This window comes from Microcystis protocystis FBCC-A270, from assembly GCF_050500235.1.
Taxonomy (GTDB): Bacteria; Cyanobacteriota; Cyanobacteriia; order Cyanobacteriales; family Microcystaceae; genus Microcystis; species Microcystis ichthyoblabe_A.
Genome location: NZ_CP191407.1, coordinates 634,526 through 651,019, shown reverse-complemented (window position 1 = coordinate 651,019; position 16,494 = coordinate 634,526). Strand labels below are relative to the sequence as shown.

Below are 16,494 nucleotides of genomic sequence, written 5' to 3'. Positions count from 1 at the left end.
ATGTCACCCACTCTACTCATCTCCAAAGAACTCCCCACCCTGAAATATAATCCTAGTCTGGAGCGCTTTGATAGCTCTTGGGCGGCCCCTTTGTCCACTCTCCTGGGACTGGGACGGGCTGCCGGGGCGACTTTTATCGAATTTTTCCTGGAAAGAGTCAACTATATCAGTTGTTTAGCCGAAGATGACAGCATCACCAGTCTCTCACCGAAACTATCTACAGGGGCAGGAATCCGCCTTTTTCGCGGTAAAGCCGATTGTTATGTCAGTACCAACGATTTAAGCTTCCAAGGCTTAAAAAATGCCCTAGAAAAAGGTTTATCGATTCTCGGTTTAAACCTACCCAGTCCTAACGCGTATATTCCCGAAATCAATCTGGAAATGTTCCGGGATTATGCCACGGTCAAAAATAAAGATATTTGGCTGAATAATTGCAGTTCTTTGCGAGAAATGGGTGATATTCTCCTAACTGCCAACGTTCACCTCAATCAGAAAGCCTCTCACGTCCAATCTCGTCGCGCCGCTTATTTTCGCGATTGGCAAGAAATTTTAGTTGCCGCTAGTGATGGCACTTTTGCCCGGGATATTCGCCTCACCCAATCCGTGGGCTATAATCTCCTCTGTGCCGATGGGACCAATCGTTCTAGCATTGGTAAACGGGTGGGTAGTACCAGTAATCCCGATTTTCTGCGGACGTGGAATGCTGAGGAATCGGCGGCAGAAGTGGCCGAATCGGCGGGTAAAATGCTTTACGCTGACTATGTAGAATCTGGCAGTTATCCCATCGTCATGGCCAATGAATTTGGCGGCGTTATCTTCCACGAAGCTTGTGGCCATTTGCTAGAAACTACGCAAATTGAGCAAAAAACCACGCCCTTTCTCGATAAAAAAGGCGAAAAAATCGCCCACGAAAATCTGACGGCTTGGGACGAAGGATTATCCGATAAAGCTTTCGGTACTATCGATATGGACGATGAGGGAATGCCGGCCCAGCGTACTCTCCTAATTGAAAATGGTATCCTAAAAAACTTCATTGCCGATCGCACCGGTTCAATTAAAACCGGTCATCCGCGCACGGGTAGCGGTCGCCGTCAAAACTACACCTATGCCGCCGCTAGTCGGATGCGGAATACCTACATCGCTCCCGGGGAATATACCCTCGATAATCTCTTTAATTCCATCGATAAAGGCATTTATTGTAAAAAAATGGGCGGTGGTAGTGTGGGGGCGACCGGTGAATTTAATTTCGCTGTCGAGGAAGCTTATCTTATCGAAAACGGCAACCTGACTAAACCCCTGAAAGGCGCGACTTTAATCGGTTCAGCTAAGGAGATTATGAATAAAATCTCTATGTGTTCCCAAGATTTAGGACTAGCGGCGGGTTTTTGCGGTTCTGTCAGTGGTAGCGTTTATGTCACCGTTGGTCAACCCCATTTAAAAGTCGATTCTATTACCGTTGGCGGTCGTTAATCATGGCTTTAGTAATTCTCTACTATTTCCTCATCGCCATCATGATAGTGGGGATAATTGGTGAACTGCTACCCGCTATCCCCGGCATGAGTTTGATTTTAATCGCCATGGTGGTGTGGGGTTTTGTGACCAAATTCGCGGGGATGGGGGTCGCTTTAACCGTGGCCTTTGTTATCCTTCTCCTCAGTCTGGGGGTGGAATTCCTCGCTAGTTATCTCGGCGCCCAAAAAGTTGGGGCGAGCAATTGGAGTCAAATCGGGCTAGTAGTGGGTTTATTAGCGGGAATATTCGGGCTTTTACCGGCTTTACCCATTGGCGGCCCGATTATCGGCTTATTTGTCGGTCCTGTGGTGGGGGCTTTTTTGGGAGAATACGCCTATCGTCGCGATTTGGAATTAACCCCCCGTTTGCAACAATCCCTAAAAGTCTGTGTCGGTATCGTCGTCGGTACGGTTATCGGTCACGTTGCTAAAGCTATGCTGGCCACGGCTGCCGTTATCGTCTTTATTGTCACCACTTGGCCCAATCTCTCTTCAGTTATCAGTTATCAGTTATCAGTTATCAGTTATCAGATTTGAGTTTTCAGAACGTAGGTTGGGTTGAAGCATAAAACCCAACGCCCGCATAGTTTACGCTACCGCTAACCCATCCTACAAATAATTGTGCCTCCCTAATTATCTAGCTGACGGCTGATGGCTGACCGCTCAATTCTACATTCATCTCATTTATGACCAAATCTATGCCAAAAGTTGAAGATATCGCCCAAATCGCTAATTCTAGCGCCCAAGCTTTAGGAATTGCTAAATACGACATCTATGGTTCTTCTGTGGATGAAACCGATGTGGATGTGTTTCAAGGGGAACCGAAACAGGTACAAGCTTCCAATCGTTCCAGCGTTATCGTTCGCGTCTGGAATCGGGATAATCAAGTCGGTGTCACCTCTACCACCGATGTGGACCCGGTGGGACTGCAATTAGCCCTGAAAACCGCCCAAGAAGCCAGCTTTTTTGGCGTTAAGGAAAATGTCCCCGATTTTAGTCCCGCTGCCACCGCACCTACCACAGAAGTGGCCAGCGAAATGTCTAATCAAGCACCTGTATCCACTCTCGTCGATAAGTTATTAGCCGCCGAAAAATCGTTACTAGCAGCCCATCCAGCTATTGCCAGTGTTCCCTATAACGGTTTGGGACAACAGCAGGTCAGACGTTTTTATCTCAATAGCGACGGGGCAATGCGTCAGGAAGCGCGTAGTTATGCCAGTGTGTATTTATACACCAAAACCGAACAGGAAGGCAAAAAACCCCGCAGCGCTGGTGCTTTTCGGGTGAGTCCGGGACTGGAAAAATTAGATATCGATGGTTGCATCGAGGAAGCGATTACCAAAACTGTTAGCCATCTGGACTATCAACCGATTACCACGGGTAAATATTTGGTGGTTTTTGCCCCCCGCGCCTTTTTGAGTCTAATGGGAGCATTTTCTAATCTGTTTAATGCCCAAAATATCCTTGATAAACAGAGTCTTTCTACTCCTGAATCTTTGGGAACACAAATCGCTGCCACTGCCTTAAATTTGTGCGATGATGCCCTCCATCCCGCTAATGTTGCCGCAGAAACTTTTGATAGTGAAGGTACTCCCACCCATCGTGTGGAATTAATTAAAGAGGGGATTTTGAGTAATTTTCTCCATAGCACGATTACCGCTAAACGGATGAATACGGAACCAACTGGGAACGGTAACATTGGGTCAAAAGTAACGGTTAGTCCCCATTTTTATCACGTTTTTGCTAGTGCTAATCAACCAAAAAGCTATTCTTTGGAAACAGCAGAAAATGTGGTGTTAATTGATAGTTTACAGGCACTTCATGCGGGAGTTAATTCTCTACAAGGTTCCTTCTCTTTGCCCTTTGATGGTTGGTTAGTGAACAAAAATGAGCGCGTTAGCATCGATTCCGCTACCGTAGCCGGGGATATTTTAACACTGCTGAAATCGATTGTTTATCTGGAACCGGAAGCAGTTATTACTCCCAGTGGTGTTTGTCCCTACGTTTGGGTAGAGGGTTTATCAATCACAGGAGAAGCTTAACACTATACCAGACCAAAAATAGGGGGTATTAACCAGGGTAATACCCCCGCAAGATGGATGTTAATTTTATAGTCGTGGGTAAGCTGTTGACTATGCAAATTATACTAAATCTGGTTATTAAAAACTGATTATTTATTCCCCTTTTTGCCTTTTGCATGAGTAGAAAACGGGTTTCTCCGAGAAACCCGTTTTCTGTGAGTTACTCAACGGATTTAGTATAAATCTGGTTATTAAAAACTGATTAGGGTTTGCGGCAAAAAGTAGGGGCGAAGCATTCGGATAGAAAATCTACGGTTTCACCGATAGGTTATTGCCCGAATGCTTCGCCCCTACAGGACGCGGGCCGATGAAGACCCAAGGTTTTGAAGCACGATTCTCTCAAAATCTTGCACCTGTGAGAGCAAAACAGGACACTAAAACCCTTATCTCGTCTATATTTCACATTTATTCAGCTTTAGTATTACTCCTAATTAAGAACTATTTTTCCGCTGGGGGAAACCAATTATCATCTAATGTTTGTTCGAGGGATATATGAGCGTCTGAATTAAGGGAAAAAAGCTGAGAAACCGATTTAATCGCCACTGGATAAAATTTATCATACATGGCTGCTAATTCTGGCCGTAAGCTGGGACTATCTTCTAAACGCTGCTGAATTTGGGCGCGAAAATTGACTATTGCTGCCGCCCAATGATTACCTGACCGTTTTTTTTCTTCTTGCCAATAAGCCAGCTTTAAAAGATGTTCGATAAGACGGGTTAACAGACTCATTAAAGCTCGTCTATCACTTTTTCCCATACTCTCGATTTCTTCAATTAAATTATCCCAATCCACTTGCTCAAAATTGCGCTCTTGTAAATGTTTTACCGTCTCTTTTAGCCATTGATTATAATCAGTTTCGTAGGCAGTTGACGACATAATTTAACTCTCCATAGAAAATTACTTAAATGGCTCTCTATCTAGGGCTGGCTGAATACATCTAAACACCTTTTTGGCTAAGACTTTTAGACTTTTTTTCTCAAAAAGTATATCAGATCTGGGAGTGATCGGGGGGAAAATTAAGGTACTTTTTCCCTGAAAATTAGCTAATTGACCCCGGCGGTTCGACAGGCTCACCGCTGAAGCCCACACCCCACCCCCCACGAAAAACTTTTTGCCGCAAACCCTAATTAGCAATACCCTCTTTTTTTCAAACTATAACCAGCTAATCCGATGGTTAGCAATCCTAAAACTGCGCTAGGTTCGGGTACGGGTTCAACGGAATAAATCGCCAGATTACGACTCACTTCATTGGCCACAATTAACAGGGGAGTACCATTGGGACTATCGGCAGCGGGAATAAATAATAATCCTTCGGGAGAGATATCGCCTAATTGCCAATCGTTGATATAATCAACAAAGAAAGGATGACTAGGGTTGGTGATATCATAAACCATGAAACCGCCAGCCCTTTCTATTCCCACAAAAGTATAGGGACGATATTATTTTCCTGTAGAGACACCCACGCAGTGGTTCCATTGTCGGAAACGGTGATGTATTCTGGTTCCACATCTTGGGAAACCGTTTGACTGGGGAAAATGCGGACTCCCTGATTTCTTAAAGTGTTCTTTTGACCATTAAAACCGGTAAAGGTGGCAGTGTTGACCGTGGCATTGAGAACACTGATGCTAAGGTCAATAATACTAACGGAACTATTGGGATTGATCCCTCCTTTCGCTTCCCCTTCATTAGCGACCAAAACCCGATTACCGTCAGGAGTGAAGGTTAACATATCTGGTAAAGTGCCCACAGTCACCTGACTCTCAAAGACACCATTAGTATTGAAAAAAACCACACTGCCCTTATTGGTAATCTGACTAGCTTCCATGGCCACGATACCATTTTTGATGGCAACGCTGTTAACCCCTTTTTTCAGTCCCAAGTTAAAGGAAGATTAAACAAGAGGGAAATTAGGGATATCTTCAAAATTTGGCCAAGGACAGTAAAAGCGAACTAGGAAAACGGGTTATTCGATCGCTTTTTAGTTGAACGGCTCATTTACCGGAGTGATAACATGGATTAGTATAAGCTCGATCAATATGGAATCAAGACTCGTGTTATCTATTCTCCTAGCCGATTTCAAGATCATTTTTGAACGTGACCCCGCTGCCCGCAACTGGTTAGAGGTAATGTTTTGTTATCCTGGATTACAGGCTTTACTGTGCCATCGCTTCGCCCATTGGCTATATCACATCGGGATTCCCTTTATTCCCCGTTTAATTTCCCATCTTGCCCGTTTTCTGACTGGTATTGAAATTCACCCCGGCGCCCAAATTGGTCAGGGTGTTTTTATCGACCATGGCATGGGAGTGGTCATCGGAGAAACCGCCATTGTCGGTGATTATGCCCTCATCTATCAAGGAGTTACTTTAGGAGGGACGGGGAAAGAAAGCGGTAAACGTCACCCGACTCTAGGGGAAAATGTGGTCGTCGGCGCTGGGGCTAAGGTTTTAGGTAATATTTATCTGGGTAATAACGTTCGCGTCGGCGCTGGTTCTGTGGTTCTGCGGGATATTCCCGCCGATTGTACCGTTGTTGGTGTACCCGGTCGTTTAATCTATCGCGCTGGGACGCGGGTGGAACCCCTCGAACACGGTGATTTACTCGACTCGGAAGCGGTGGCTATTCGCGCTTTGGTGGACCGTATTGAACAACTGGAAAAACAAGTGTACGAATTGCAGCTAGAACGGTCAAAAGAACCAGATTATCGGATTAATTGCCCAGTTTTAGCCCATTTAGAAGAAGAAGCGAGTCCTAGCTGTGGTCCTGGGGCCGATCGAGATCTGCGCGAGTTTCTCGAAAGAGCGGTTTAACCCCGATAATCTTCTGATATGATAGAAGACTGGTTTTTTAGTAGCTGAAACCCATTCGTCAAGGCTATGATTGTTTAGGACTACTTGGCACCGTCCGATGGCTCAAACTGACTCAATCCGTATTCGTGGCGCCCGACAACACAATCTCAAAAATGTTGATCTCGAATTACCCCGCAATCAGTTGATTGTTTTTACGGGAGTTTCGGGATCGGGCAAATCTTCCCTCGCTTTCGACACTATTTTTGCCGAGGGACAGCGCCGCTATGTGGAATCCCTCAGCGCCTACGCGCGTCAATTTTTGGGACAATTGGATAAACCCGATGTGGATGCGATCGAGGGTTTAAGTCCGGCTATTTCCATTGACCAAAAATCCACTTCCCACAATCCCCGTTCTAGTGTGGGAACTGTAACGGAAATTTACGATTACTTGCGTTTATTGTTCGGTCGTGCCGGTGAACCCCATTGTCCCCATTGCGATCGCAATATTGCCCCCCAAACCATCGATCAAATGTGCGATCGAGTGATGGAATTAGCCGATAAAACCCGATTTCAAATCTTAGCTCCAGTAATTCGCGGCAAAAAAGGCACCCATAAGCAATTAATCTCTAGTTTGGCCTCCCAAGGCTTTGCCCGGGTGCGGATTGACGGCAAGGTAGTAGAATTATCCGAGGGCATCGAGTTAGATAAAAAACATCTTCATGATATCGAAATTGTTATAGATCGCCTGATCAAAAAAGAGGGTTTACAGGAAAGATTAGTGGATTCTTTAACCACTTGTTTAAAGCATTCCGACGGTGTAGCGATTGTGGAAATTCTCGATGAAAATAACGAAGATAATCCCGAAGTTACCAAAGAAATTGTCTTTTCTGAAAAATTTGCCTGTCCCGAACACGGGGCAGTTATGGAGGAATTATCCCCCCGTTTATTCTCTTTTAATTCTCCCTATGGTGCTTGTCCCAACTGTCACGGATTGGGCAGTTTACGGAAATTTTCGGCAGATTTAGTCATTCCAGACCCAAAACAGCCGGTTTATTCTGCTATTGCCCCCTGGTCAGATAAGGATAATTCCTACTATCTTTCTCTCCTCTACGGTTTAGGGCAAGCTTTAGGTTTTGAAATTCAAACTCCTTGGCAGAAACTAACAAAAACCCAGCAGGATATCATTCTCTATGGGAGTAAAGAACCGATCTATTTTGAAGATGATTACCGTTACGATACTGGTCGCGGTTACTATCGAGAATTTGCCGGAGTTATCAATATCTTAGATAGAAATTATCAAGAAACCACCTCGGAAGTTATTAAACAAAGACTAGAAAAATATATTGTTAACCAAACCTGTGAAGTTTGTCACGGAAAAAGATTAAAACCGGAAGCTTTATCAGTACGTTTGGGAGAATATACGGTCACGGATTTTACCGGAGTTCCGATTCGGGATTGTTTGCAGAGAATTAATGATTGTCATTTAACCCCAAGACAAGCATTAATTGGAGAATTAGCTCTCAAAGAAATCAAAGCGAGACTACAATTTTTAATCGATGTGGGATTAGATTATCTTACCCTCGATCGACCAGCGATGACCTTATCTGGGGGAGAATCCCAACGAATTCGATTAGCTACTCAAATTGGTTCGGGATTAACAGGAGTATTATACGTTCTCGATGAACCTAGCATCGGATTACACCAAAGAGATAATAGTAAACTGTTAGAAACCCTGCAAAGATTGCGAGATTTAGGTAATACTTTAATCGTCGTCGAACACGATGAAGAAACGATTCGGGCAGCTGATTATTTGGTCGATATCGGTCCGAAAGCCGGCATTCATGGCGGAGAAATCATCTGTCAAGGCAGTTTTAAAACCCTTTTAAAGTCGAAAAAATCGATAACAGGAGCCTACCTATCGGGACGCAAAGTTATTGAAACTCCCCCCCAAAGAAGAGTGGGAAATGGTAACGCTTTAGTTTTAAAAAATTGCCATCAGAATAACCTAAGAAATATTGATGTAACGATTCCTTTAGGAAAATTAGTCTCGATTACGGGGGTATCTGGTTCAGGCAAATCTACCCTAATTAATGAGTTATTATATCCGGCTTTACAACATCATTTAACCCGTTTAACTCCCTTCCCCAAAGAGTTAGAGAAAGTGGAAGGATTGGACGCGGTTGATAAAGTAATTGTCATCGACCAATCACCGATAGGACGCACTCCTCGGTCAAATCCTGCCACCTATACGGGGGTTTTTGACATTATTCGCGAGATTTTCACCGAAACCATCGAAGCAAAAGCTAGGGGTTACAAAGCGGGGCAGTTTTCTTTTAATGTTAAGGGAGGACGCTGTGAAGCTTGTTTAGGCCAAGGGGTAAACGTCATCGAGATGAATTTTCTCCCCGATGTCTATGTGCAGTGTGATGTGTGTAAAGGGGCGCGTTATAATCGGGAAACCCTACAGGTTAAGTATAAAGGTTATTCGATCGCCGATGTCTTAGATATGACGATCGAGGAAGCATTAAAGGTCTTTGAAAATGTCCCCCGGGCCACCACCAGATTACAAACTCTCGTGGATGTGGGTTTAGGATACTGTAAACTTGGCCAAAGCGCTCCCACTTTATCCGGTGGGGAAGCACAAAGGGTAAAATTAGCGGCCGAATTATCCCGACGGGCCACCGGAAAAACCCTATATTTGATTGATGAACCGACTACGGGTTTATCTTTTTATGATGTGCATCATCTCTTAGATGTGTTACAAAGATTGGTCGATAAAGGTAATTCGATTATCGTCATCGAACATAATCTCGACGTGATTCGCTGTAGCGATTGGATTATTGATTTGGGACCGGAAGGAGGGGACAAGGGAGGAGAATTAATCGCGGTGGGAACACCGGAAACCGTGGCTAAATGTGAAAGATCCTACACCGGTCATTATCTTGCCCAAGCATTACTTCAATATCCCCCAAAAAAGCGGGATAATATTAGGGAAGAACACAGAGATAATAAAGCCAATGATCAAGATTAGTATTTAACTCTTGTTCGCTGTTAATTTCCTGACCGGTTTTCCAAGAATAAATTTTAATCTCTTGAAAGTAAGACCCTAACTGTCTTAATTGTTCTTTGGGTGTGGCGTAATAATTTTGGAGACGAAAATTATGGGGTTCATCCCGAATAATTGCATAGTCAGCAGTCAATAACTGTTCGTAGCTGAGAGAGGGATTACAGACCCGCAAAATCACCCAGATGACTAAATTGACATAGCTACTAAAAGGATTGAAACTAATCTTTTTTTTCCAATCGAATTCTGGGATAATTCCCTGAAGATTATGACTAGAAAAACAAAAATAACCGCCCGCTTTACCGATGCGGCTAATTTCCTCTAAAACTAGAAAACGGTCAGCAGGGGAAATATAATCAATGCCATTAAAACTAAAGAGAATAAAATCAAAATAATTATCCGCAAATTGTTCTAGATTTCTAGCATCGGCCACTTGCCAGACTAAATGGGGGAATTTTTGACGACAAGCGGCGATCATTTCCGCAGAATAATCAACACCGATATATTCTCCCACAAGAGGGGCAAAATACTTCGTAGTCCGTCCCGCACCTACCCCTAAATCAAGCATTTTCATCGTTGATAAACGCTCTTGCAGCAGGGTTAAAATTGTCTTTTCTGCCGGCTGTAGTGCGGTTAATTGAGCATAATAACCGACAATACTAGGGTCTCTATAGGTTTGATGATTTTTGTCCTTAATCATTCTCGATCGCTCTTTCCTCATAATCTGGCTGTTTTTCTCTTACTAATAATTCACCTTCCCAACCGCCAATTACTTCTTCAAAAAAGCCTTCTTGCCATTGGCTAAATGTAGTTTTTTCTTCTTGTTCTTTTAGAGATATTGGCTGATAAACTAAGGTAACTTCTAAATCTGTGTTTTTAAGTTCATGCGGTAAAGATATTTGTAATGTTCCATCTTCTCCTACATGGGTTTTAAAACTAATTGTTTTCATGGTTTCGGCTCAGGTTACTACTATCTTATGATAGTGTAATATGTCCTCGCCTGACAAGGTGCGTCTCCTGCGGTCTTTTAACCATAAAGACATCTTCACCCCAAACAGGTTCGACATCGCAGAAATCACCATCCGATGAGAATGGTGATACATCCCACCCAAGACACCGTTACAGGGATCTATTCGAGATCGAACTCACGATGTTGCATAACCACGAGAAACTTGATATATTGGCAGTTGATAAATATTATTGAAAATTTACTGGAGACATAAATATGTTATCAACTGATGTTAGACAAAAATCAATGATTAAGAGAATTGAGCAAGTTGTTTCTATTTTAATGGAAGACCGCCCTTTCTTTAAAGAGGAACTTAATTATTCAGAAATAGTGAAACATTTGGTTGAATTATTTGAAAAAAATTTACCTTTTGATGAATTTAACACTATGTCAGAGGCGGAATTGAAAGAGCATTGTAGCTTTATTATGTCCACAGAAATCCTGTCAAAAATTGGCGGCGATTTTACTCCTGAACAAATGGCTATTTTCGATGAAGCAATTAAGCGTAAATAGATAATTATGAGTTATTTGTTAGATACTAATATCGTCTCTTTGATCATTAAGCGTAATCTTGAAATTTATCAAAAAATTGAAGATGTCAAAGCTCAAAGAAAAAGTATCTTTATCAGTTGCATTACTTATTTTGAAATTAAGAGGGGATTTTTGGCAGTTGCTGCACCTAAACAAAGAGAAAGATTTAACCAACTTTGTCAGGATTATCAAATTATTTTATTAGATGATTTAGCTATTTTAGAAAAAGCAGCCGAAATTCATGCTCATCTTAGATTAAGAGGATTACCCATACAAACAGAAGATATTTTAATTGCTGCTACTGCTATAGTTAAAAGTTTAATTGTTGTTTCTAATGACAGTGATTTATTGAGGGTTGAAGGATTAAGTTTAGAGAATTGGGTAGAGTTATAAATTAAACCCAATCTTTAAGTCATCCGACATATTTTAACAGCTTGAGTCAGTAAAGGGGTGCGTTACACTATGTTAACGCACCCTACGAGATCGGCGATCGCACTTCTAGGCAGCGAGTCGCAGGTTCGAGTCCTGCCGCACCCGCTTCTGAATTGTCGTTTAACTGAGATATTGTAAGTGATCAGAACAAATATAAAGATAAGGAGTCCATATATAGTGCGCCTAATTGATTTGTGAACGGGTAGGCTCTAGAAGTCAAGTGTAGCAAGACGGCAAACGGAGGGTTTTTACATTTCATTTAGGTGCGCTATATCATGGCAACAACGAAAGAAAATTACTATTTTCTTCATAACTTACTAGCAGCAGGAAAGTGGGAGGAAGCCTGAGATGGGGACAAGCGAGCTAGAAGGTAGATAGGGCAAGCGATATCGCTCTTTGTCCTTTGATGTAATCCTTCAACCGATAGCGGCTAATTTGCATTAGCTCTTCTATATTTTTTGGGAACATTTGATGTAGCTGGAGCCAATGATAGAGATGTTGACCCACATAAAAACTGCTGTGTCTGCGTTGACCTTTATATCTTTTTTCAGGTCTTGTGACATATTTTTGGATTCCCATATCCTTAATTTTTTTACCTTGTAGTGTGGCACTTGTATAGGCGATAGCTATAACAATTATCAGCTTTGATAAGTATTGCGGTGCTAATTGAGAACCTTCTAAGCTATAGCCTCCCGACTTAAAATCTCGGAACATCTCCTCAATATCAAATCTTTTTTGATAGGCAATTATTGCCGTCTCTAAATCTCCAAAATTTGTCAGAATATACCAAGGTTCTTTTGTTTGAAAACCCCCATAGTTTTTTTTCCACTTACCAGCTAAGTTAAACTGGACAAATCCCTGCTCTTTTGTAATATTGACATCATTCAAAAATAGTTGAGTTCCTGGACTTAAACCTAACTCTCTCATTTCTTGATAAATTCCTTCTTTTGTCTTGACACTTGTACTTTGTTTTTGTCTTAAGCAAAAGTATAAACTCTGCTTCTGAAGCTACTTTCCAAGACTGACCGAGCAAAATTCTCTATCTCCTAACACCACGATTTTATGACCTGATAGCACCGTCAATATTTTCCCCAATACTCGCTGCTGTTCTTCGAGATTACTACTTCCTTTTTTATCCAATATCTCCCAATAGATTGGGATGGCTCTCTTGTCATAAATTAGACTCACCATCAAGATATTAATTGCTCCCCAACTCGTTCGGTCTATGGCAATATATACTAATCCTTTTATTGTGAATCTCTCCTGCTGTTTTAACATCTCTTTTAAGCAGAGAAACCAGATTTTTTTCAATATTCAGAATTTCCAGTTTTAAAAATCTTTTTAGTTTTTTTCTCCGACTCTCAAACAGGATTGGTATTGGCAGTGCTTCTGCTAATATCTCTAACTTAGCTTGCTTTAGTATTTGCAAGGTTCCAACTATCATTAACAACAGTAGATATCTGGCTCGTCCCAGTTCATTTTCTAACACTTTCTGGTATAGTTCACTTATCATTTTCGTTATTTAGGTCATATATGGTAAATATGACTTATCTTTTTTTGGAGTCCGTATCTGTATTCCGTGCTACATAAGCTTTTCAGCTTGCTTGTCCCCCTGTCAGCTAAGAGGGTTTTGCCAACTCCGGGTACATCTTCCAGGAGAGCGTGGCCACCACTGAGTAAGGCCACCAGCACAATGCGAATCGATTCGGTTTGGCCGACGATGCTCTGGCTCAAATTTTCCATCAAAATATCAATAGCGTCTCTCGTAACACAAATGGGGTATTTTGTCAAGAAGATTAATGTTAAGTTTTTTTTATCTTAACGATTCTTTTCCCAATTTGCCCACACTAGCGAGGAAAGTTGACAGACAATGGCGGGAAATTTTCTTTTAGGGAGCTAATCAGGGTTAGGGTGGCGAGCAGGGAGAAAATTAGTTAAGAATTGTTGCCAGTGGGCGAAATTAAGATTTTCAGTCGGTTCAGTCTGATAAAATCGAGAGGAATTTCTCTTAATCGATGAAGATGAAAGCCAGTTCGCTCGTTTTTAGTCTTGTTTTAGGCATCGCAGCCAGTACATTAACCAATAGTTTGCCCGAAAATTTGACTTTCAATTCTCGGAAAATATTGGCTCAAGATCAGGCTCCTTCCTGTCCTCTTCCTCCAGATATTGCCATCACTTTTCGCAATAGTGAATGTCAGGCAGTTACCCTAGAAAAACCCCAGACTTTTTTCCGTTATTATAGTGACGAAAATTACAAAAAAGGTCGTTTTCTGACCACGGATCAATATACCACCAATGTGGAAGTGATCAGGAATTTAGCCCTCGATCAAAAGTGGAATCCTCCCAATCAAGCGACCAAAGTAATATCGGTGACTTTACCTGCGGGAACAACGGTTTATCAAGGAATTGTCGCCCCCCAGAATCCTGCTGATTGTTATCCCGGTGGTGGTCAGCAAACTTTTATTAAAGACTCGCGAGATGCCAATATACAATGGGGAGAGGGGCGAGCAATAACGGTTACATCTCTTTCCTGTCGCTAGAATATTATGGAAACGAACATGAGGGAATTAATTCAATCAATTGACCAAGCTATTACCGTGGCCGAACAGATGCCGAAAACAGAAAGATCGACTCGGATTGAGGGTTTAATTTCTGTCCTAAAAACCATCAAAAGTCAGGCTTTAGCTGGTCAATTACCACCGTCTCAAGGCATTGTTACCCTAGGATTAGCGCGAGAAGTAGCTGATTGGATCGATCCCCTCGATTCTCCTTTATTGAAAGCGGTGGGTAAAGTAGAAAGAGAATATCAAAAATATTAGAAGTTGTCGGTTACAGAAGTTAAAATTAACCGAGAGCGATCGCAGTCTATCTCGATCTGATTTTTTAATCGATCGAGAGAATTAAATTTCTGTTCTGGTCGCAGGAATTGCACTAAATCCATCGTTAAAATACGATCATATACATTGCCCGACCAATCCAATAAATGGATTTCCACACTGATAGTTTTTCCCTCGATCGTGGGACGATAACCGATATTCATAACTGCTGGTAAGCGAGAACCATCGAGATGCACCCAACCGCAATAAACCCCCAGTCGCGGCAATAATTTATCGGGAGGAACCTGTAGATTAGCGGTATGAAAACCTAATGTTCTGCCCAGTTGTTGCCCGATGACCACACGACCGGTTAAACTGTAGGGACGACCTAACATTTGTCCGGCTTGCTCAACGTTTCCTGCTGCCAAAGCTTGACGAATTAGGGAACTACTAATTCGACCCGTCCCACAGTTTTTTAAAGCAACAATCTCGACTTTAATGTTAAATTGAGAGGCGATCTGTAATAAATCTTCCGCTGTACCTTGACGACGATAACCGAAGCGAAAATCTTGACCAACACTGATCGATTTAGCCTGTAATTTTGCTACTAAAATCTGTTCGATAAAAGCCAAGGGAGTCAGGGAAGCTAATTGAGCAGAGAAAGGCAGTAAAACTAATTGTTTAACGCCTAAATTCTCTAAAACCTCTACCTTTTCCCCTAGAGGAGTTAATAACTGCCATTTTTCCCCCGTAAAAAATTCCCGCGGGTGGGGAGTAAAACTAACAACGGTGGGATAAGCGGGTTCATCCTGAAAAATTGGCTGTAGGACGGTTTGATGACCTAGGTGCAAACCATCAAAGTTACCAAGAGCGATCGCACTAGGGGCTAAAATACGGGTATTAGGGGAATCTACAATCCACACGCTGGCTTTAAGAACAGATACAAGAGAATAATTCAAGCGATTAATCTTGAGTGTAGCCTTTTGATTTTATATCAATCGGGCGATCAAGCCAAAAAAGGCCCCCAATCCCTTGGAGGCTTTTTCAAAGAAAAATAACTGTCATTAACCTTCGGCTAATTTCAGATCCCGCAGGGAGCTAATATCCACTTGAATCGATGGCCCCATGGAGGAAGAAACGTAAACTGTGCGCCAGTAACGACCTTTTGCCCCGGAAGGACGGTTTCTGTCCACCGTTTCCTGTAAAGCTTTCAAATTAACTAACAGATCCTCAGCACTAAAAGAAGCTTTACCAAATTGAACGTGAACGATCCCGGTGCGATCAGCCCGGAATTCTAATTTACCCGCTTTAAACTCAGAGATTGCCCCCGTTAAATCCGTGGTTACGGTTCCCCCTTTCGGTGAGGGCATTAAACCCCGTGGACCGAGTTGACGACCTAATTTAGCCACTTTCGGCATCATATCGGGGGTGGCGATTAACACCTCGAAATCCATCATCCCCTTGGCGATTTCTTCGATTAATTCTTCTGAACCAACGATATCGGCCCCAGCATTGTTCGCTTCCTGCACCTGTTCCCCGCGAGTAATCACCGCTACCCGCACCGTGCGTCCGGTTCCTTTGGGTAAACTTACCGTTGTCCGCAGTTGTTGGTCGGTATATTTAGGATCGATACCTAAACGAATATGAGCTTCGGCGGTTTCGTCGAATTTCGCCGTCGCTAATTCCTTTAATAATGTTAGTGCCTCTAATGGCTCGTAGGCTTTATTTTCTACCTTAGCCTGGGCATCTCGCAAACGTCGTGAAACTTTTTTTACCATCTGATTTGTTGCTCCTTGGGTAATAACGAAGCTTAACTTCTCCCCGTAATAAGATTTAGTCTGAGATCTTGACACCCATATTTCTGGCCGTTCCTGCCACAATATTCATGGCCGCTTCGATGTCGTTAGCGTTAAGATCGGGCATTTTAGTCTGGGCGATTTCGCGTAATTGGTCGCGGGTAATGGTGGCGACAAATTTCTTGTTAGGTTCGTTGGAACCTCTTTCTACACCGGCCGCTTTACGGATGAGAACGGAAGCGGGGGGAGTTTTGAGGACAAAGGTAAAACTCCGATCCTCAAAAACGGAAATTTCCACAGGGATGATCATCCCAGCCTGATCGGCGGTTTTAGCGTTGTAATCTTTACAAAACGCCATAATATTCACCCCGTGTTGACCTAAAGCAGGACCGACCGGAGGAGCAGGGTTAGCCTTACCAGCAGGTAAAGCTAGTTTAATAATTGCGACGACTTTTTTAGCCATGA

At 42.7% G+C, this 16,494-nt stretch carries 19 protein-coding genes and 1 pseudogene; 9 read left to right on the top strand and 11 right to left on the bottom strand.

From position 1 onward, the window contains the following. The 3 genes from ACQY1X_RS03050 to ACQY1X_RS03040 all read left to right on the top strand — a co-directional run bounded on the left by ACQY1X_RS03050 (position 1) and on the right by ACQY1X_RS03040 (position 3,553). Positions 1-1,470, top strand: coding sequence for a TldD/PmbA family protein (locus tag ACQY1X_RS03050; protein WP_002735204.1), 1,470 nt, complete (start codon positions 1-3; stop codon positions 1,468-1,470). Positions 1,471-1,472: 2 nt separating this feature from the next. Further along, a complete protein-coding gene (locus ACQY1X_RS03045) occupies positions 1,473-2,048 on the top strand; it encodes a DUF456 domain-containing protein (protein WP_430015381.1) in 576 nt (191 codons plus the stop codon). A 161-nt stretch (positions 2,049-2,209) separates the two neighbouring features. Further along, positions 2,210-3,553, top strand: coding sequence for a TldD/PmbA family protein (locus ACQY1X_RS03040; RefSeq protein WP_430015380.1), 1,344 nt, complete (start codon positions 2,210-2,212; stop codon positions 3,551-3,553). 477 nt (positions 3,554-4,030) lie between these two features. Here ACQY1X_RS03040 and ACQY1X_RS03035 read toward each other — a convergent pair whose 3' ends face one another. From ACQY1X_RS03035 to ACQY1X_RS03025, 3 genes are all read right to left on the bottom strand, one after another. Beyond that, on the bottom strand, positions 4,031-4,468 hold the full coding sequence (locus ACQY1X_RS03035) for a DUF29 domain-containing protein (RefSeq protein WP_002776095.1): 438 nt from the start codon (positions 4,466-4,468) through the stop codon (positions 4,031-4,033). Positions 4,469-4,719: 251 nt separating this feature from the next. Beyond that, positions 4,720-4,986, bottom strand: a complete 267-nt coding sequence (locus ACQY1X_RS03030; protein WP_430015379.1) for a choice-of-anchor I domain-containing protein — start codon at positions 4,984-4,986, stop codon at positions 4,720-4,722. A gap of 17 nt (positions 4,987-5,003) precedes the next feature. Next, positions 5,004-5,471, bottom strand: a complete 468-nt coding sequence (locus tag ACQY1X_RS03025) for a choice-of-anchor I domain-containing protein (protein ID WP_430015378.1) — start codon at positions 5,469-5,471, stop codon at positions 5,004-5,006. Positions 5,472-5,628: 157 nt separating this feature from the next. Here ACQY1X_RS03025 and cysE point away from each other — a divergent pair, with 157 nt between their 5' ends. Together cysE and uvrA are read left to right on the top strand one after the other, a co-directional pair. Further along, positions 5,629-6,402, top strand: coding sequence for a serine O-acetyltransferase (gene cysE, locus ACQY1X_RS03020; RefSeq protein ID WP_002754289.1), 774 nt, complete (start codon positions 5,629-5,631; stop codon positions 6,400-6,402). A gap of 97 nt (positions 6,403-6,499) precedes the next feature. Then, on the top strand, positions 6,500-9,412 hold the full coding sequence (gene uvrA, locus ACQY1X_RS03015) for an excinuclease ABC subunit UvrA (protein WP_430015377.1): 2,913 nt from the start codon (positions 6,500-6,502) through the stop codon (positions 9,410-9,412). On the opposite strand, the gene ACQY1X_RS03010 is transcribed toward uvrA, so the two are convergent. Together ACQY1X_RS03010 and ACQY1X_RS03005 are read right to left on the bottom strand one after the other, a co-directional pair. Beyond that, on the bottom strand, positions 9,369-10,145 hold the full coding sequence (locus ACQY1X_RS03010) for a class I SAM-dependent methyltransferase (RefSeq protein WP_002736800.1): 777 nt from the start codon (positions 10,143-10,145) through the stop codon (positions 9,369-9,371). The two genes, uvrA and ACQY1X_RS03010, sit on opposite strands and share 44 nt — an antisense overlap. Beyond that, positions 10,138-10,395 (bottom strand): hypothetical protein, encoded by a 258-nt coding sequence (locus tag ACQY1X_RS03005; protein ID WP_271936414.1) that lies wholly within the window; start codon positions 10,393-10,395, stop codon positions 10,138-10,140. The genes ACQY1X_RS03010 and ACQY1X_RS03005 overlap by 8 nt, the downstream gene beginning before the upstream one ends. Before the next feature lie 275 nt (positions 10,396-10,670). Between ACQY1X_RS03005 and ACQY1X_RS03000 the strand changes: the two genes are divergently transcribed. Continuing rightward, positions 10,671-10,967 carry a hypothetical protein gene (locus tag ACQY1X_RS03000; RefSeq protein WP_002754297.1) on the top strand — a complete coding sequence of 99 codons (297 nt, stop codon included), beginning with the start codon at positions 10,671-10,673 and terminating at the stop codon, positions 10,965-10,967. Between the two features lie 6 nt (positions 10,968-10,973). Next, positions 10,974-11,378 carry a type II toxin-antitoxin system VapC family toxin gene (locus ACQY1X_RS02995; RefSeq protein WP_016515662.1) on the top strand — a complete coding sequence of 135 codons (405 nt, stop codon included), beginning with the start codon at positions 10,974-10,976 and terminating at the stop codon, positions 11,376-11,378. A 402-nt stretch (positions 11,379-11,780) separates the two neighbouring features. Here ACQY1X_RS02995 and ACQY1X_RS02990 read toward each other — a convergent pair whose 3' ends face one another. The 3 genes and pseudogenes from ACQY1X_RS02990 to ACQY1X_RS02980 all read right to left on the bottom strand — a co-directional run. After that, positions 11,781-12,344 carry a hypothetical protein gene (locus ACQY1X_RS02990; protein ID WP_430013947.1) on the bottom strand — a complete coding sequence of 188 codons (564 nt, stop codon included), beginning with the start codon at positions 12,342-12,344 and terminating at the stop codon, positions 11,781-11,783. 271 nt (positions 12,345-12,615) lie between these two features. Beyond that, complete coding sequence (locus ACQY1X_RS02985) at positions 12,616-12,906, bottom strand: hypothetical protein (protein ID WP_430013946.1); 291 nt, start codon at positions 12,904-12,906, stop codon at positions 12,616-12,618. A gap of 128 nt (positions 12,907-13,034) precedes the next feature. After that, positions 13,035-13,160: pseudogene (locus ACQY1X_RS02980) on the bottom strand (AAA family ATPase); the annotation flags it as partial. A gap of 278 nt (positions 13,161-13,438) precedes the next feature. Here ACQY1X_RS02980 and ACQY1X_RS02975 point away from each other — a divergent pair. Beyond that, on the top strand, positions 13,439-13,957 hold the full coding sequence (locus ACQY1X_RS02975; protein ID WP_002737967.1) for a hypothetical protein: 519 nt from the start codon (positions 13,439-13,441) through the stop codon (positions 13,955-13,957). A 6-nt stretch (positions 13,958-13,963) separates the two neighbouring features. Next, entirely contained in the window at positions 13,964-14,236 is a 273-nt protein-coding gene (locus ACQY1X_RS02970) for a hypothetical protein (protein WP_036386450.1), read from the top strand. Here ACQY1X_RS02970 and ACQY1X_RS02965 read toward each other — a convergent pair. The 3 genes from ACQY1X_RS02965 to rplK form a co-directional block, all read right to left on the bottom strand. Further along, on the bottom strand, positions 14,233-15,156 hold the full coding sequence (locus tag ACQY1X_RS02965; RefSeq protein WP_002776112.1) for a bifunctional riboflavin kinase/FAD synthetase: 924 nt from the start codon (positions 15,154-15,156) through the stop codon (positions 14,233-14,235). The genes ACQY1X_RS02970 and ACQY1X_RS02965 overlap by 4 nt on opposite strands. Before the next feature lie 141 nt (positions 15,157-15,297). Beyond that, complete coding sequence (gene rplA, locus ACQY1X_RS02960; protein WP_002737132.1) at positions 15,298-16,011, bottom strand: 50S ribosomal protein L1; 714 nt, start codon at positions 16,009-16,011, stop codon at positions 15,298-15,300. A gap of 55 nt (positions 16,012-16,066) precedes the next feature. Next, entirely contained in the window at positions 16,067-16,492 is a 426-nt protein-coding gene (gene rplK, locus ACQY1X_RS02955; protein WP_002735897.1) for a 50S ribosomal protein L11, read from the bottom strand. Positions 16,493-16,494 lie beyond the last annotated feature (2 nt).

Bases quoted from the DNA above. Each gene is read 5' to 3' on its own strand.
- ACQY1X_RS03050 (WP_002735204.1), top strand. From the start codon at position 1: ATGTCACCCACTCTACTCATCTCCAAAGAACTCCCCACCCTGAAATAT.
- ACQY1X_RS03045 (WP_430015381.1), top strand. From the start codon at position 1,473: ATGGCTTTAGTAATTCTCTACTATTTCCTCATCGCCATCATGATAGTG.
- ACQY1X_RS03040 (WP_430015380.1), top strand. From the start codon at position 2,210: ATGCCAAAAGTTGAAGATATCGCCCAAATCGCTAATTCTAGCGCCCAA.
- ACQY1X_RS03035 (WP_002776095.1), bottom strand. From the start codon at position 4,468: ATGTCGTCAACTGCCTACGAAACTGATTATAATCAATGGCTAAAAGAG.
- ACQY1X_RS03030 (WP_430015379.1), bottom strand. From the start codon at position 4,986: ATGGTTTATGATATCACCAACCCTAGTCATCCTTTCTTTGTTGATTAT.
- cysE (WP_002754289.1), top strand. From the start codon at position 5,629: ATGGAATCAAGACTCGTGTTATCTATTCTCCTAGCCGATTTCAAGATC.
- uvrA (WP_430015377.1), top strand. From the start codon at position 6,500: ATGGCTCAAACTGACTCAATCCGTATTCGTGGCGCCCGACAACACAAT.
- ACQY1X_RS03010 (WP_002736800.1), bottom strand. From the start codon at position 10,145: ATGATTAAGGACAAAAATCATCAAACCTATAGAGACCCTAGTATTGTC.
- ACQY1X_RS03005 (WP_271936414.1), bottom strand. From the start codon at position 10,395: ATGAAAACAATTAGTTTTAAAACCCATGTAGGAGAAGATGGAACATTA.
- ACQY1X_RS03000 (WP_002754297.1), top strand. From the start codon at position 10,671: ATGTTATCAACTGATGTTAGACAAAAATCAATGATTAAGAGAATTGAG.
- ACQY1X_RS02995 (WP_016515662.1), top strand. From the start codon at position 10,974: ATGAGTTATTTGTTAGATACTAATATCGTCTCTTTGATCATTAAGCGT.
- ACQY1X_RS02990 (WP_430013947.1), bottom strand. From the start codon at position 12,344: ATGAGAGAGTTAGGTTTAAGTCCAGGAACTCAACTATTTTTGAATGAT.
- ACQY1X_RS02975 (WP_002737967.1), top strand. From the start codon at position 13,439: ATGAAAGCCAGTTCGCTCGTTTTTAGTCTTGTTTTAGGCATCGCAGCC.
- ACQY1X_RS02970 (WP_036386450.1), top strand. From the start codon at position 13,964: ATGGAAACGAACATGAGGGAATTAATTCAATCAATTGACCAAGCTATT.
- rplA (WP_002737132.1), bottom strand. From the start codon at position 16,011: ATGGTAAAAAAAGTTTCACGACGTTTGCGAGATGCCCAGGCTAAGGTA.
- rplK (WP_002735897.1), bottom strand. From the start codon at position 16,492: ATGGCTAAAAAAGTCGTCGCAATTATTAAACTAGCTTTACCTGCTGGT.